This is a genomic window from Flavobacterium segetis (assembly GCF_900129575.1).
In the GTDB taxonomy this organism is placed as follows: domain Bacteria; phylum Bacteroidota; class Bacteroidia; order Flavobacteriales; family Flavobacteriaceae; genus Flavobacterium; species Flavobacterium segetis.
Genome location: NZ_FQWE01000003.1, coordinates 326,837 through 341,680, shown reverse-complemented (window position 1 = coordinate 341,680; position 14,844 = coordinate 326,837). Strand labels below are relative to the sequence as shown.

At 30.6% G+C, this 14,844-nt stretch carries 17 protein-coding genes; 14 read left to right on the top strand and 3 right to left on the bottom strand.

Features of this window, described 5'->3' with window-relative positions; translation table 11 throughout:
* Window positions 1–149: 149 nt before the first annotated feature.
* The gene (gene purD, locus BUA99_RS05870) at window positions 150–1,424 is read left to right on the top strand and encodes a phosphoribosylamine--glycine ligase (protein WP_072989473.1); all 1,275 of its coding nucleotides are present in this window, start codon (window positions 150–152) and stop codon (window positions 1,422–1,424) included.
* A 23-nt stretch (window positions 1,425–1,447) separates the two neighbouring features.
* Here the strand turns inward: purD and BUA99_RS05865 are convergent, their stop codons facing one another.
* Complete coding sequence (locus BUA99_RS05865) at window positions 1,448–1,678, bottom strand: DUF6341 family protein (RefSeq protein WP_072989470.1); 231 nt, start codon at window positions 1,676–1,678, stop codon at window positions 1,448–1,450.
* 141 nt (window positions 1,679–1,819) lie between these two features.
* Between BUA99_RS05865 and BUA99_RS05860 the strand changes: the two genes are divergently transcribed.
* Complete coding sequence (locus tag BUA99_RS05860; protein WP_072989467.1) at window positions 1,820–2,749, top strand: DUF6427 family protein; 930 nt, start codon at window positions 1,820–1,822, stop codon at window positions 2,747–2,749.
* Here the strand turns inward: BUA99_RS05860 and upp are convergent.
* Window positions 2,744–3,397 carry a uracil phosphoribosyltransferase gene (gene upp, locus BUA99_RS05855; RefSeq protein ID WP_072989464.1) on the bottom strand — a complete coding sequence of 218 codons (654 nt, stop codon included), beginning with the start codon at window positions 3,395–3,397 and terminating at the stop codon, window positions 2,744–2,746. The genes BUA99_RS05860 and upp overlap by 6 nt on opposite strands.
* Window positions 3,398–3,484: 87 nt before the next feature.
* Between upp and BUA99_RS05850 the strand changes: the two genes are divergently transcribed.
* Both BUA99_RS05850 and BUA99_RS05845 read left to right on the top strand, forming a co-directional pair.
* Window positions 3,485–4,090, top strand: a complete 606-nt coding sequence (locus BUA99_RS05850; RefSeq protein WP_072989461.1) for a DUF4254 domain-containing protein — start codon at window positions 3,485–3,487, stop codon at window positions 4,088–4,090.
* A gap of 199 nt (window positions 4,091–4,289) precedes the next feature.
* The gene (locus BUA99_RS05845; RefSeq protein ID WP_072989458.1) at window positions 4,290–5,297 is read left to right on the top strand and encodes a glycosyltransferase family 9 protein; all 1,008 of its coding nucleotides are present in this window, start codon (window positions 4,290–4,292) and stop codon (window positions 5,295–5,297) included.
* A gap of 391 nt (window positions 5,298–5,688) precedes the next feature.
* Here BUA99_RS05845 and BUA99_RS05840 read toward each other — a convergent pair whose 3' ends face one another.
* Window positions 5,689–6,741, bottom strand: a complete 1,053-nt coding sequence (locus BUA99_RS05840) for a ferredoxin--NADP reductase (RefSeq protein ID WP_072989455.1) — start codon at window positions 6,739–6,741, stop codon at window positions 5,689–5,691.
* Between the two features lie 339 nt (window positions 6,742–7,080).
* On the opposite strand from BUA99_RS05840, the gene BUA99_RS05835 reads away from it, so the two are divergent.
* The 10 genes from BUA99_RS05835 (at window position 7,081) to BUA99_RS05790 (ending at window position 14,474) form a co-directional block, all read left to right on the top strand.
* The gene (locus tag BUA99_RS05835) at window positions 7,081–7,422 is read left to right on the top strand and encodes a PadR family transcriptional regulator (protein WP_072989747.1); all 342 of its coding nucleotides are present in this window, start codon (window positions 7,081–7,083) and stop codon (window positions 7,420–7,422) included.
* A 10-nt stretch (window positions 7,423–7,432) separates the two neighbouring features.
* The gene (locus BUA99_RS05830) at window positions 7,433–8,086 is read left to right on the top strand and encodes a hypothetical protein (protein WP_072989452.1); all 654 of its coding nucleotides are present in this window, start codon (window positions 7,433–7,435) and stop codon (window positions 8,084–8,086) included.
* A 3-nt stretch (window positions 8,087–8,089) separates the two neighbouring features.
* The gene (locus BUA99_RS05825; RefSeq protein WP_072989450.1) at window positions 8,090–8,764 is read left to right on the top strand and encodes a hypothetical protein; all 675 of its coding nucleotides are present in this window, start codon (window positions 8,090–8,092) and stop codon (window positions 8,762–8,764) included.
* Window positions 8,765–9,030: 266 nt separating this feature from the next.
* Window positions 9,031–9,342 carry a GIY-YIG nuclease family protein gene (locus BUA99_RS05820; protein ID WP_072989447.1) on the top strand — a complete coding sequence of 104 codons (312 nt, stop codon included), beginning with the start codon at window positions 9,031–9,033 and terminating at the stop codon, window positions 9,340–9,342.
* A 127-nt stretch (window positions 9,343–9,469) separates the two neighbouring features.
* The gene (locus BUA99_RS05815; protein WP_072989445.1) at window positions 9,470–10,141 is read left to right on the top strand and encodes a hypothetical protein; all 672 of its coding nucleotides are present in this window, start codon (window positions 9,470–9,472) and stop codon (window positions 10,139–10,141) included.
* A 268-nt stretch (window positions 10,142–10,409) separates the two neighbouring features.
* A complete protein-coding gene (locus BUA99_RS05810) occupies window positions 10,410–10,718 on the top strand; it encodes a GIY-YIG nuclease family protein (RefSeq protein WP_072989442.1) in 309 nt (102 codons plus the stop codon).
* Between the two features lie 126 nt (window positions 10,719–10,844).
* A complete protein-coding gene (locus BUA99_RS05805) occupies window positions 10,845–11,507 on the top strand; it encodes a hypothetical protein (protein ID WP_072989439.1) in 663 nt (220 codons plus the stop codon).
* Between the two features lie 3 nt (window positions 11,508–11,510).
* The gene (locus BUA99_RS05800; RefSeq protein WP_072989436.1) at window positions 11,511–12,218 is read left to right on the top strand and encodes a hypothetical protein; all 708 of its coding nucleotides are present in this window, start codon (window positions 11,511–11,513) and stop codon (window positions 12,216–12,218) included.
* Between the two features lie 48 nt (window positions 12,219–12,266).
* On the top strand, window positions 12,267–13,730 hold the full coding sequence (locus BUA99_RS05795; protein WP_072989433.1) for a DUF5687 family protein: 1,464 nt from the start codon (window positions 12,267–12,269) through the stop codon (window positions 13,728–13,730).
* Between the two features lie 48 nt (window positions 13,731–13,778).
* Window positions 13,779–14,474, top strand: a complete 696-nt coding sequence (locus tag BUA99_RS05790; protein WP_072989430.1) for an ABC transporter ATP-binding protein — start codon at window positions 13,779–13,781, stop codon at window positions 14,472–14,474.
* Window positions 14,475–14,844: the final 370 nt, after the last annotated feature.

Genomic DNA, 14,844 nt, shown 5'->3' with positions numbered 1-14,844 from the left:
TGAAACTGATGTTTTATCAAAAATAATATTTAGTTAGAACTAAAGGATCGTAAATAGGAGTTTTTTAAGAATTAATTGTTTTTTACGTTTAAAACTAATTATTTTTGCATCTACTTGAAAAAGTAAACACACAACTAAACACACAACACATGACAATTTTATTATTAGGTTCTGGCGGAAGAGAACATGCTTTTGCATGGAAAATGGTTCAAAGTCCACTTTGTAAAACCCTTTTTGTTGCTCCGGGAAATGCTGGCACCGCTTCAATTGCTACTAATGTTGCAGTAAGTATAACTGATTTTGAAGCGATTAAAACATTTGTCCTTCAAGAAAAAGTTTCAATGGTTGTTGTAGGCCCTGAAGATCCTTTAGTAAAAGGAATTTATGACTTTTTCTTAAACGATGTTCATTTACAACATATACCAGTTATTGGTCCGTCTCAATTAGGAGCTCAACTCGAAGGAAGTAAGGAATTTGCCAAAGAATTTTTAATTAAACATAATATTCCAACCGCCGCGTACGAAAGTTTTACAGCTGCTACAGTTGAAAAAGGCTTTCAATTTCTTGAAACCCTAAAACCACCTTATGTATTGAAAGCAGACGGATTAGCAGCTGGAAAAGGTGTTCTTATCATTCAAGATTTAGCGCAAGCCAAAGAAGAATTGCAAAACATGCTCGTTCATCAAAAATTTGGTGTAGCGAGTTCAAAAGTGGTGATTGAAGAATTTCTTGATGGTATAGAATTAAGTTGTTTTGTTCTTACCGATGGAAAAAATTATAAGATATTGCCCACTGCTAAAGATTATAAACGCATTGGCGAAGGCGATACAGGATTAAATACAGGCGGAATGGGAGCCGTTTCTCCTGTTCCTTATGTTGATGCTGTTTTAATGGAAAAAATTGAAACACGCATTGTAAAGCCAACTATTGATGGCTTTCAAAAAGACGGAATTCCTTATAAAGGATTTGTATTTATTGGGCTAATTAATGTAAACAATGAACCAATTGTTATTGAATACAATGTGCGAATGGGCGATCCTGAAACAGAAGTTGTAATACCGAGATTAAAAACAGATTTAGTCGAATTATTTTTGGCTGTAGCTAATGAAAAATTGGATGAAATCATGTTAGATGTCGATGAACGAAGTGCCACAACGGTAATGGTAGTTTCTGGAGGTTATCCCGAAGATTTTGAAAAAGGAAAGATTATTTCAGGACTTGAAAGTATAGAAGATTCAATTGTATTTCACGCTGGAACCAAACTAGATAATGGAAATATAGTTTCTAATGGTGGACGCGTTTTAGCAGTTACATCGTATGGAAATGATTTTGAAGAGGCCATAAAAAAATCTTACCAAAACATAGATAAACTAAATTTTGATAAGATGTATTTTAGAAAAGATATTGGAAACGATTTGAAATAGATTCTATTTCCGTTTACTCTTTATTATTTCAAGAAAGAGTGAGCGGTTGTATCTTGTTTTTCCGTTCCAGCATCTTCAAAAATTTTCAATTGTTTGATCCAGTACACAAGTGCAGAGGCACAAATAATCACAAAAATCCAGTTAATTGTATTTGCAACGAACCAAGAAGAAAGCTCTACTGAACGTAAAAAATCCCATGGAGCAAATAAAATGTCTACAAATAAGTATTGTATTCCTTCAAAAAATGCTTTCATAATGTATAAAAATTAATTTCATTAGTACTATTTTGAACACTGACCAATCACATTGATTATTTTAAATAATGTTTTGACCTTACAGAGTTTCCTTTTTAAACAAGTATTATATTTACATTCACAAAAGTATAAAATATCCTTATGATAACAAGTGTTTTTAGAAAATCTACACCGTTAAATTTTTCAATGGTTGTAATCTTGATGCTGGTTTTCTTTTTAATTTTCCAGTTTCAAGATTTGTCATGGACAAATTCTATTTTTTTAATGGTGAGCAAAGCTGGATTATTCTGTTTATTATTAGTTTCAATGTTTACTACAAGTTTTATAGCAAAGCGCAACGGACTTAGCAAAGACAGCGCTTTCACAATATTTTTTTTCTTATTGTTTTTACTGTTTTTTCCTTCAGTATTAAATAATGCTAACTTAATTATTGCTAACTTTTTTATTCTTTTAGCAATCCGTAGATTAGTTTCTATGCAATCACTTAAGGCGGCTAAAGAAAAGATTTTTGATGCTTCGTTTTGGATTTTTGTAGCTACATTATTTCATTTTTGGAGTATACTATTTATATTACTGGTTTTTATATCCATTATTTTTCATGTTGCAAGAGATTATAGGAATTGGTTTTTACCTATTATAGCTTTAGTCAGTGTAGCAATAGTATCGTTGGTTTTTGCTTCCGTTTTCGACATTGATATCCTCGCTTTTTTTAGTTATAGTATGCAAACCAATTTTAAAATCGATTATTTTACTAACAATTATCAAAATGTTGCATTTGCAATTTATGCAACAATTGCACTATTTTTTATCTTAACGATGTTTGCAACTTTATCGAGCAAGCCACAAATTTTGCATTCGTCATATAAAAAAATAATTGCTTCTTTTTTTATTGGCGTATTAGTTTTCCTTATTTCAGCAGAAAAAAGTAATGATTTACTACTCTTTACAATTGCACCATTGTCTATTTTAGTAACTACAGATATTGAAATACCACAAGTAAAACTCAATCAAGAATTGATTTTTTATGCACTAGTTATTTGCAGTATGTTTACTTTTTTTACTCAATTATAACTTTTTACCATAAGCTAAGTCGCCCGCATCACCAAGTCCTGGAACGATGTAATTATGCTCGTTCAGTTTGTCATCCAGCGAGGCAATCCATAAGTGACAGTTTTCAGGAAGATTATTTTCTAGATGTGAAATTCCTTCAGGAGTAGCGATTACTACAGCAATATGAATTTCTTTTGGAGTTCCTTTTTCTATTAATTTATTATAGACAGCAACAATAGATTGACCAGTAGCGAGCATTGGATCAAGTAGTAAAACATTTTTATTATTTATATCAGCAACAGCTTGGTAATCTACTTTTATTTCAAAATAGTCGTCATTATTGGGATGATGTCTAAAAGCAGAAATAAAACCATTTTCAGCGCTGTCATAATAATTTAAAAACCCTTGATGCATGGGTAAACCTGCTCGTAGAATAGAACATAGAACGAGTTGGTCATTTATTTGAGTCGTTTTTTTTATTCCTAGCGGCGTTGTAATTTCTATGTCACTGTAATGAAGTTTTTTACTCAGTTCATACGCCATTATTTCACCAATTCGTTCAATATTTCTGCGAAAGCGCATGCTATCGTTATGCGTCTTGACGTCTCGTAATTGTGCTAAAAAGTGATTGAGAACACTATTATTTTCTGATAGATTATGTATTTGCATGGTAGGAATTTTAATATTTAACTTGTAAAGATTTTATTAAACCATAAAAGTATAAAAAGTATCTTTGTATTTATAAATTATAAAATTATGTTTTCAAAATTAGCTTATTCCGTTTTCGAAGAGAGTATCAAAGATTATCATCAATTTGATAATGTAGATCAGCCTATCAACAATCCGTATCCCAAAGATAAGTTTGAACATTTATTATATCATAAAAATTGGATTGACACCGTTCAATGGCATTTTGAGGATATTATCAGAGATCCAAATATTGATCCAGTTGCCGCTTTGACTTTAAAACGAAGAATTGATGCTTCTAATCAAGAACGTACTGATATGGTGGAATATATCGATAGTTATTTTCTTCAAAAATACAGTACTGTTAAGGTAAAAGATAATGCAAAAATCAACTCTGAAAGTCCAGCATGGGCATTTGATAGACTATCAATTTTAGCTTTGAAAATTTATCACATGAATGAAGAAGCTACACGTGTTCAAGCTACGCAAGATCACAGAGATAAATGTCAAGTAAAATTGAACATTTTATTAGAACAAAGAACTGATTTGTCTACTGCTATTGATGATTTATTGAGTGATATTGAGCAAGGCGATAAATTTATGAAAGTGTACAAACAAATGAAAATGTACAATGATGATGAATTAAATCCTGTTTTGTATCAGAATAAGAAATAGTTTTTGAAGCTATTCCAGCTTTCCATTACAATTCCTCACAAAAAAAGTATAGTTTCTATGGCGCTAAAAAGAGCTTCCGTTGGTCGCTTTTTTAGAGCCAGAAACTTTACTTTTTTTGTTCCGGGATTTTCATTTTAATCTGGGCTAAAAACCACGGTCATTATTACAATTGCCAAATAACATTAAACATATAGCCGTCATGAGACTTTCCGCAATGGGAGATGTCGCTATGACGGTTCCTGTTTTACGAGCTTTCGTAAAACAATATCCAACCGTTCAATTAACGGTAATCTCTCGTCCTTTTTTTAAACCTTTTTTTGACGGAATTCCTAATGTTTCTTTTTTTGCTTTCGATGAAAAAGAACGCCATAAAGGGTTTTTAGGATTGTTGCGTCTGTTTCAAGATTTAAAAAAACTAAATATTGATGCTTTTGCTGATTTGCATAATGTTCTTCGTTCCCAAATCATTCGTAATCTTTTTGCTTTAAGCGGAAAAAAAATCGCTGCGGTAGACAAAGGTCGGCGAGGAAAAAAAGAATTAACTCGCACAGAGGATAAAGTATTCAAGCAATTGCCCACTATGTTTCAGCGGCATACTACAGTTTTTGAAGTACTTGGATTTCCTGTAAACTTATCAAATCCTGATCTTCCAGAAAAAGGAATTTTAGATAAAGAGATTCAAACAATCATTGGTAAGCATTATCAAAAATTAATAGGGATTGCTCCATTTGCACAGTATGATTCTAAAGTATATCCTATAGATTTAATGAGGCAGGTTATTGATACATTAGCTGAAAAAAATACAAATACCGTGTTACTTTTTGGAGGTGGAAAAAAGGAAATAGAAGTTTTAGACGCACTTTCAAAACACAAAAAGAATGTAATTAATATGGCAGGTAAGATAAATTTTCAGCAGGAATTGAAGTTGATAAGTAATCTTGATGTTATGCTCTCTATGGACTCAGGAAATGCGCATATTGCAGCCATGCTTAGTGTAAAAGTAGTTACATTATGGGGCGCGACACATCCATTTGCAGGATTTTCTCCGTTTAATCAACCGCTGGAAAATGCTTTATTTTCTGATAGAGAAAAATATCCGTTGTTACCTACATCAGTTTATGGAAATAAAAAAGTAGAGGGTTACAGTGATGTAATGAGAACAATTAAACCAGAAGAAGTAGTTTTGAAAATCGAATCACTGTTGTAGAATGTTACAATCATAAATTGGCTTAAAGCGAAATCCCATTTCCTCTAAATCTCACTATTAAGAAACATTTACTATTTATAAATTTCTTCTGATAGTCAGCTTGTTGTAAACCAAAATGTAAATATTATTTTTGTTGTTTTTCAGTTTTTTACACGTTGGTACAATTTCTTTAAATATATAAAGCTCAATCAATTGCTTGTTTTTATTTTGACCAAATTTTAAATCGACCAGTTCATCTTATAAGTTTTCAAAAAATTTTAAAAAGTCTTTTGCTTCTTTTATAGGATGCGGTTTCTTACTAATAAAAGTTCCTCATTTAGTTAAAATAAAAAATTCCAAAGCCCAATTTTTAAAAAGGAATTTGGAATTATAATTATTCAGTAATTATTTTCTAAACATCGTCGTAATCGATGTAAATACTTTCAGATGTAGGATGCGCTTGACAAGTCAAAATTAAGCCGCTGGCAATTTCATTATCAGTAAGAATTGAATTTTTACTCATTTCAGCAGTTCCTGATGTAACACGAGCGAGACAGCTACTGCAAATTCCACCTTGACAAGAATATGGAGCATCAATACCTTGCTTTAAGGCTGCGTCTAGAACCGTTTGTTTCTGCGACATTTCAAAAGTGGTTTCCTCATCATCAACCATTATTGTAATTTTTGTCTGTCCACTTAGTGATTTTCCAATTGCATTTTCAGTGCTGGAAGAAGAGAAGAGTTCAAATTTAATAGAAGATTCTTTTACGTTGTTCTCTTTTAAAACTTCGGTAACACGATTGATCATTTCTTCGGGACCGCATAAATAAAACTTATCAAATTCTAATTCTTTGTGCTTATTTTTCAAAACAAAATTCACCGTTGATTTCTCTATTCGTCCAAATAAAGCATCGTCTACTTTGGCTTGACTGAAAACATAATGTACAAAAAACCGACCCACATTTTGCAATTGTAAATCATGTAATTCTTGATGGAAGATCGTTTCTTCAGGAGTTTTATTTCCATAAACCAGTACAAAAGAACTTTTTGGTTCGTTTTTAAGCACTGATTTTATAAGAGACATTATAGGTGTAATTCCGCTACCAGCTGCAAATGCTACGTAATTTTTTTGTCGATCAGCTTGAGGTTCAAATGTGAACTTTCCTTCGGGAGTTCCTATTTCAATGGCATCTCCAGCTTTTAGTTTTGTATTGGCAAACTGAGAAAATGCGCCATCTTTAACCGCTTTAACCGCAATACGAAGTTCGCCACTATCTGGTGAAGAACATATAGAATAGGCACGACGAATTTCTTCTCCATCAAGCGTTAATTTCAAATTTAGGTATTGACCTGCTATGAATTTATAATTGGCTTTTAGTTCTTCCGGAACGTTAAAAAGTATAGAAACGGCATCTTTAGTTTCGCGTTTTACTTCTTTTATAATTAGTTTTAAAAAGGATGACATGTGATTATTTTTTGACAAAGATAATAAACAGATTAGTTTTCTTAAATCAAAGTGTTTGAAAATTTTAACGCAATTAATTAAAGTTATTTTTTGCCATAAATCGTACGAAAATTAATAAATACTTAATATTTAAAAATCCCCATTAATTTTCTACTTCTAAAAATTAGGAAACCTATAAAAATTTACATTTGGTGTTAATATGTTGTACTTGTAGTTTATTTTTTAATTAAATAATAGGTTTACTTTAAAATTTAAATACCTAATAGTATTATGTATAGGAATCTTATGTATATTTGTTTTCGAAAAGAGATTGCGTTGCAACTCGTAATGATAAAAAACATGAAGAATTCACAATTATATAAGGGAAGTTTAAATACGATCATCATGAAGTTGCTGGAGGAAAACGGCAAGATGTATGGTTATGAAATTACTCAAAAAGTAAAAGCGATTACATCCGGTGAACTTAATATTACCGAAGGCGCTTTATATCCTGCACTACATAAACTAGAAGCAGAAGGAATTCTAGATGTAGAGATGGAAAAAGTAGACAATAGAATGCGCAAATATTATAAACTAACCGAAAAAGGAACTACTGAAACCGTAAACCGACTTTCAGAACTGGAAGATTTTATTAGAAACATGCAGAGTTTAGTTAACCCAAGTCCTAAATTAGAATTTTAATCTTAAGGAGATGCAGTTAACAGCCGAACAAATAGAGTGTATAGACCAGAATTTAATTGAAAAAGGGATAAAGTTTGACGATATAAAACTCGAGGTTTTAGATCATATTGCTAGTGAAATTGAAAATGAAATGGAAGTTACTAACAATGAATTTCCTGTAGTTTACAATCAGGTTCTTAATAAATGGGGTGAGGAGTTCAAATTGACAAGAGATTTTTTTTCATTGCAATCAACATATCCTAAACTAGTCCATAGTAAATTAAAAAATCAGATGAAAAAGGAAGTTATTTTGTCAATAATAACATCAATCATATTGATTATTATTTTTCAATTGGTAGATAACACAAAGGAAAAATTAGAATTTATTCTTCTGATTAAAGATTTCTTGTTCTACTCCTTTTGCACAACGGGAACTTTAGCACTTTTAATCAAATTATGGAATTTGAAGTCTAAAGCCACTTCTACATACAAGCATTTGTTTGATAGTCGTTTTGCGCTTCTTATTGTTTGTTTATCATTTATTATTAATCCAAGTATTCCTCATGATTTAAGGAATCAAAACTTATTTGTAGCAACAATAGGTTGTTTTTTTGTGTTTTTGTTTTCGATATTATATTTGGGAGTGAAGCATTTACAATTTCAAAGAAAATTACCAATTCAATAAATTATGCAATTAACAGCCGAACAAATAAAATACGTCTCAGATTACATTGAATCAAAAGATATCAATTGGTATGAATTGCAAGTGGAATTAACGGATCACATGGTTTCTAGCATGGAAGAAATTTGGGAGAAAGATCCTGAACTCACTTTTCATCAAGTAAAAAAATACGCTGAGAATAAGTTTACTGGAGACTCTAGTTTTAAATCTATTGAAAAGAAACGAAAAAAGGTTCTTAGAAAAGAATATAACAGCGAGCAATGGAAAATGATTGCAGCGTATTTAAAATTCCCTAAAATCATAAGTGGTATTTTGTTGCTTGCTTTGACATTTAAAATTTCTTTGTATTTTGAAGAGCCAAGAAAGTGTGTAGCAGTATTATTTCTTTTTTTACTTTTTGCAGCTATACCTATGTTATATACTTATTTGAAGAGTAGAAAAATAGATGGTAATCGCTTTTTGGAAATTGAGATGATTAATCCAATTCCAATAATTTTTGGTGGTTTTATTAATTTAGGACTTAGTTTAGGAAATGTTTTTAAAGAAGAAATTGATGAATATCCTTTAGTACTTTTTCTCTTTTGCTGTCTGTGGGCATTAGCGGTTTTATGCTTAATAACTGGAATCCAATTACAAAATAAAACAATCAAAAGAATTAAAAAACAATATCAATTAAGTTAGCATTATCAAACCAAATACTTTGTCATGCTGAGGAACGAAGCATCACCACAAACTATGAAATCATCTTTAAAGTAAAAAACATGATAGAATTTTATTAGTCAAACCAAATACTTTGTCATGCTGAGGAACGAAGCATCTCCACAAACGATGAAATCATCTTTAAAGCAAAAAATAGGATAGAATTTTATTAGTCAAACCAAATACTTTGTCATGCTGAGGAACGAAGCATCTCCACAAACTATGAAATCATCTTTAAAGCAAAAAACATGATAGAATTTCAGGAGGGGTACCATACTTATTACGTTTATATTCTGACCAATAAAGCAAAAACAGTTTTGTACACTGGAGTTACTAATAATTTAAAAATTAGACTACAGCAGCACAAAGACTCCTTGAATCCAGATTCTTTTACAGCCAAATATAACGTTCATTACTTATTCTATTTCGAAAAATTTGCATGGATACAAATAGCAATTTCTAAAGAAAAAGAAATTAAGGGATGGAAAAAAGACAAGAAAATCACACTAATAAAAACAATTAATCCTGAATTGAATTTTCTTAATGACTTGTTTGAATAGTAGGGAAGAGATGCTTCGTTCCTCAGCATGACAAATAAGGTAGAAAATTGTATTTACTGAAATGTAAGTTCAAAAGAATATTTTAAAAAAACTAAAAGATGATATTACTTAATTAAGATTTTATAAAATGAAATTAACAACCGAACAAATAAAATACGTCTCAGATTACATTGAATCAAAAGATATCAAATGGTATGAATTACAAGTTGAATTAACGGATCATATGGTTTCGAGAATGGAGGAACTTTGGGCAGCCGATCCTGAACTAACTTTTCATCTAGTAAAACACTATGCTGAAGAAAAATTTGGTAGGAATGGTTTTAAAGTTATTGAACAGGAGCGTACTTTAATTCTACGGAAAGAATTTAGGAAAGAGCAATGGAACATGGTTACAGAGTATTTTAAATTTCCGAAAATTATTGTTAGTGCACTAGTTATTTTTATTATCTACAACGCTACTTTTTATTTTGATGAACCAATTAAATTGGTTGTAAAGTTATTTGGGCTATTAGTAATTTTAGCTATCCCGCGATTATTTTCTTACTATAAAAATAGAAAAATCCAAGGAAAACGGTTTTTAGAATTAAACATTAACCATGCTACTTTTACTGGAATTTTTGGAGTTATGTATTGGGTACTTTTATTATTAGATTTCTTAAAAGATTCGATTCAAGAACATCCAATTTTGATATTACCCTTTTGCTGTCTTTGGGTACTTGGAATATTATTATTATTTGCTGGAAATAATCTTCAAAGGAAATCTCTAGAAAAGGTTAAAAAACAATATCAATTAAGCTAGAATTATCAATTCATTACTTTGTCATGCTGAGGAACGAAGCATCACCGCAAACTATGAAATCATCTTTAAAGTAAAAAACATGATAGAATTTTATTAGTCAAACCAAATACTTTGTCATGCTGAGGAACGAAGCATCTCCACAAACGATGAAATCATCTTTAAAGCAAAAAATAGGATAGAATTTTATTAGTCAAACCAAATACTTTGTCATGCTGAGGAACGAAGCATCTCCACAAACGATGAAATCATCTTTAAAGCAAAAAACACGATAGAATTTCAAGAAGGGTTCCATACTTATTACGTTTATATTCAGACCAATAAAGCAAAAACAGTTTTGTACACTGGAGTTACTAATAATTTAAAAGTTAGACTACAGCAGCACAAAGACTCCTTGAATCCGAATTCGTTTACAGCTAAATATAACGTTCATTACTTATTGTATTTCGAAAAATTTGCATGGATACAAATAGCAATTTCTAAAGAAAAAGAAATTAAGGGATGGAAAAAAGACAAGAAAATCACACTAATAAAAACAATTAATCCTGAATTGAATTTTCTTAATGACTTGTTTGAATAGTAGGGAAGAGATGCTTCGTTCCTCAGCATGACAAATAAGGTAGAAAATTGTATTTACTGAAATGTAAGTTCAAAAGAATATTTTAAAAAACTAAAAAACTGTGTCACTTAATTTAAATTTTCCACCGTGAAACTAACCAAAGACCAAATCCAATTAATAGATGAATCCTTAATTTCAAAGGATGTCATTTATGAAGATGTAAAATTAGAATTAATTGATCATATTGCTTCAGAGATTGAATTAGAAGAAGAATCTACTTTTGAAGAAGCCTTTGCAAAAAGTTTAAAAAAGTGGGAATCACTGTTGAAACAAACAAATAGTGTTGGATGGGGAATTATTGGGCCAAAAATAATTGTAGACCGATATGTTGCTGAGGCATCAAAAATTTTTAAATCGAGTTTATTTTCAACACTTTTTTTTAGCATTTTGATGACAACGATCACAATAATGTATCCACAAGAATACGTTTATACTATTTTTAAATCCTTTTTAACGTCAGTATATATTTTATCTTGTGTGGCAATACTAACTACTATGTTTTTTGTTTGGAAATTAAAATCTAAAACGGTTTATGGCTACTTTTTTCTAAAAAGTTCCTGTTTGCTACCTTTTAATTTTTATATGATTTACACACTTTTAAATGGAAATTATCGCCATTATCACAGAGGCAGTTTGTTTAGCAATTTTATGGAGTGGTCTGTTACTAGTTTTTTCTTTTTTATAAGTGTTTATTTAATTGCGCTTGCAGCAGAGCATTTTAGAATAATAAAAAAATACAACCTACTTTAAAACATGAAATTAACCAATCAACAAATAGACCAACTTTTCACTTTTACTCGACAACATTATGTGGAGTATTATGACTTGCAATCAGAACTAGTGGATCATTTAGCCAATTCAATTGAAGAACAATGGCAGGAAAATCCCAATCGTTCTTTTGAAGAAGCTTTACATATTGAGTTCAAGAAGTTTGGCGTTTTTGGTTTTATGGATGTGGTGGAAAAAAGACAAGTAGCACTTGGAAAAAAATACAACGGTTTGGTTTGGCAACATTTTAAAGATTTTTTTGGTATCCCAAAGATTGTCTTAACTATTGCATTGACTTTATTGCTTTTTACTTTCATAAAATTAAGTTTATATAAAGTATGGATTCTAGTTGGTTTTTATATCCTCTTATTAGGCTTTACATTTTATGAAATGTATAAAAACCGAAAAACAAGAAAGGAAAAAAAGAAATTAAATGAGAAAAAGTGGCTGTTCGAAGAGATTATCAATCAATATGGCACTTTTTCTGCAACAATAATACTGCCTCTTAATTTGTTGTTTCAATTAATCAATCATGGTGATAACTTTTTAACTAACGATTATTGGATATTAGGAATTAGTTTTCTTTTTATATTATTTAGTTTGGTACTTTTTATTGTTTTCAAAATTATTCCGTCAAAAATTTGTACCTATTTAGAAGCGACATATCCTGAATATAAATTACAAAATTTGTAACGTTTTATTACTTTCACTTACTTACCTTAAAACCAAAACAACCAAACTATGATTCAAAAATTCCTTTATCTCGAATGGAAAGCTTTTTTTAGATCGGCTTCCTTTGCGACCAACTTAGCGCTGAAAATCCTCATTGGTTTTCTTGCCGCCTATTTTATCTTACTATTTTTAGCAATGGGTATTGGGGTTTTCTATATCCTAAAGAAAATGAACATGGACCCAATCACAACGGTGAATAAATTCATGATTTATTATGTAGTAATGGATTTAGTCGTTCGAATATTGGTGCAGAAAATTCCAGTAATGAACATTCGTCCCATGCTAATTTTCCCTATAAAAAAATCCACGATTGTTCATTTTTCTTTAGGAAAAACAATTTTATCATTCTTTAACTTAGTTCATGCTTTTTTCTTACTTCCATTTAGTATTGTTTTAATGATAGAAGGATATGATGTTGTACATGTACTATTGTGGTATGCTGGTATTTATTCTTTACTGTACATCAACAACTTTATTAACATTATACTAAGCAATAAAGATAATTTATTTGGAATTTTCTTAGCAATAACAGCTGTAATAGCTGGTTTACAGTATTACGAATTTTTTAATATTACGGATTATACAGCGCCTTTGTTTGATGCTATTTTCAATACGTATTGGGCTTTTGCAATTCCAGTTATCGCTTTAATAGTTTTGTATTACTTCACTTTTATCTATTTCAAAAATAATTTATATCTAGATGCAGGACTTTCTACTAAACACGATGTTGCTAAAACAGAAAATTTAACTTGGTTGAACCAATTTGGAACCATAGGAACATTTTTGAAAAATGACATCAAATTAATAAAAAGGAACAAAAGATCGAAGACTACCGTCGGGTTAAGTGTTATGTTTCTTTTTTATGGACTTCTGTTTTTCTCCACCACTGCTTTTTATGGACCAGTAATGCACATATTCGCGGGAATATTTGTATCAGGAGGATTTCTAATCACTTTTGGACAATTTGTACCAAGTTGGGATAGTGCCTATTACCAATTAATGATGACACAAAATATTCCGTATAAAGAATATTTGAGTTCTAAATGGTGGTTGATGGTTATTGCAACTATACTAACCACTATTGTTGCGTCATTTTATCTTTATTTTGGTTGGGAAACGTATTTAGTCATTATTGTAGGTGCTATTTATAACATTGGCGTGAATTCGCATTTGGTTTTATTAGGCGGAGCTTATACTAAGACGCCAATTGATTTAAGTTCTGGAAAAGGAGCTTTTGGAGATAAAAAAGCGTTTAATATAAAAACTATGCTAATCTCTGTTCCACAATTTGGATTGCCTGTTTTACTCTATTGGTTAAGTTTAAAATATGCCAATCCAAATATAGGATTAGCTTTAGTAGCTGGCGCAGGAGTAATTGGTTTTGCATTAAAAAACAAAGCTTTTTCTTTGATTGAAAGAGTTTATAAATCAGAAAAATATGCGACAATTGCCGCATACAAACAAAAAGCATAGTCAATACACAGATAAACAATAATTAGTTGAACTAATAAACTACGAAAAATGATCAAGATAAACAATCTTTCAAAAACATATAACGGAACAACCGTACTTAAAATAGATTCAGTAGAAATTCAAAAAGGCGAAAGCTTTGGTCTTGTGGGTAATAATGGAGCAGGAAAAACTACTTTTTTTAGTCTTTTATTAGATTTAATCCAGCCTTCAACGGGAAATATTATAAATAGTGGAGTTCAGGTAAATACGAGCGAAGCGTGGAAACCGTTCACAGCTTCTTTTTTAGATGAGAGTTTCTTGATAGGTTATTTAACTCCTGAAGAATACTTTTATTTCATAGGCGATTTACGCGGACAAAATAAAGCCGATGTTGATGCTTTGTTAGCAAAACATGAAGAATTTTTCAACGGAGAAATCCTGAAAAACAAAAAATATTTACGCGATTTATCTAAAGGAAATCAAAAAAAAGTGGGAATCATTGCTACGCTGATCGGAAATCCTAAAGTTATTATTCTTGATGAGCCCTTTGCTAACTTAGACCCAACAACCCAATTCCGATTAAAAAAAATTATCAAAGATCTAGCTGAAAATCCAGAAGTTACCGTGCTAGTTTCTAGTCACGATTTGCAACATACAGTTGAGGTTAGTAATAGAATTGTTGCCATGCACAAAGGCGAAGTCGTAAAAGACATTCAAACTTCTGAGGAAACCTTGAAAGAATTAGAGCTGTTTTTTGCTGTTTAGAAGAGTATTTTATAGACCGCAGATTCGCGGATTTTTAAAATCTTTAAAAATATGTGAATCTGCGGTTTAAAACCTAATCTCCATAATTCAAGTTTTATTTGGAAGTAACCCTGTTTTTTTCGTTGTTCTTACTGCAACTTTAACTCGGGATTTATTCCCCATCTTTTGATTCTTTTGAAGATTAAATAAGGATTTAAGTTACATCCTTCATGTAAAGGAATAAAAATCTAAAAATACTAAAGAACATAAGCACTAAGGTCAAAACCATAAATCTCGTTACATTCCTTAAATCGTTTTGTGATAAGTATTTACTAATTGCCACTGCTTATTTTTAGAAAATAAATCTGCGAATCTGTGGTATGAAAAAATT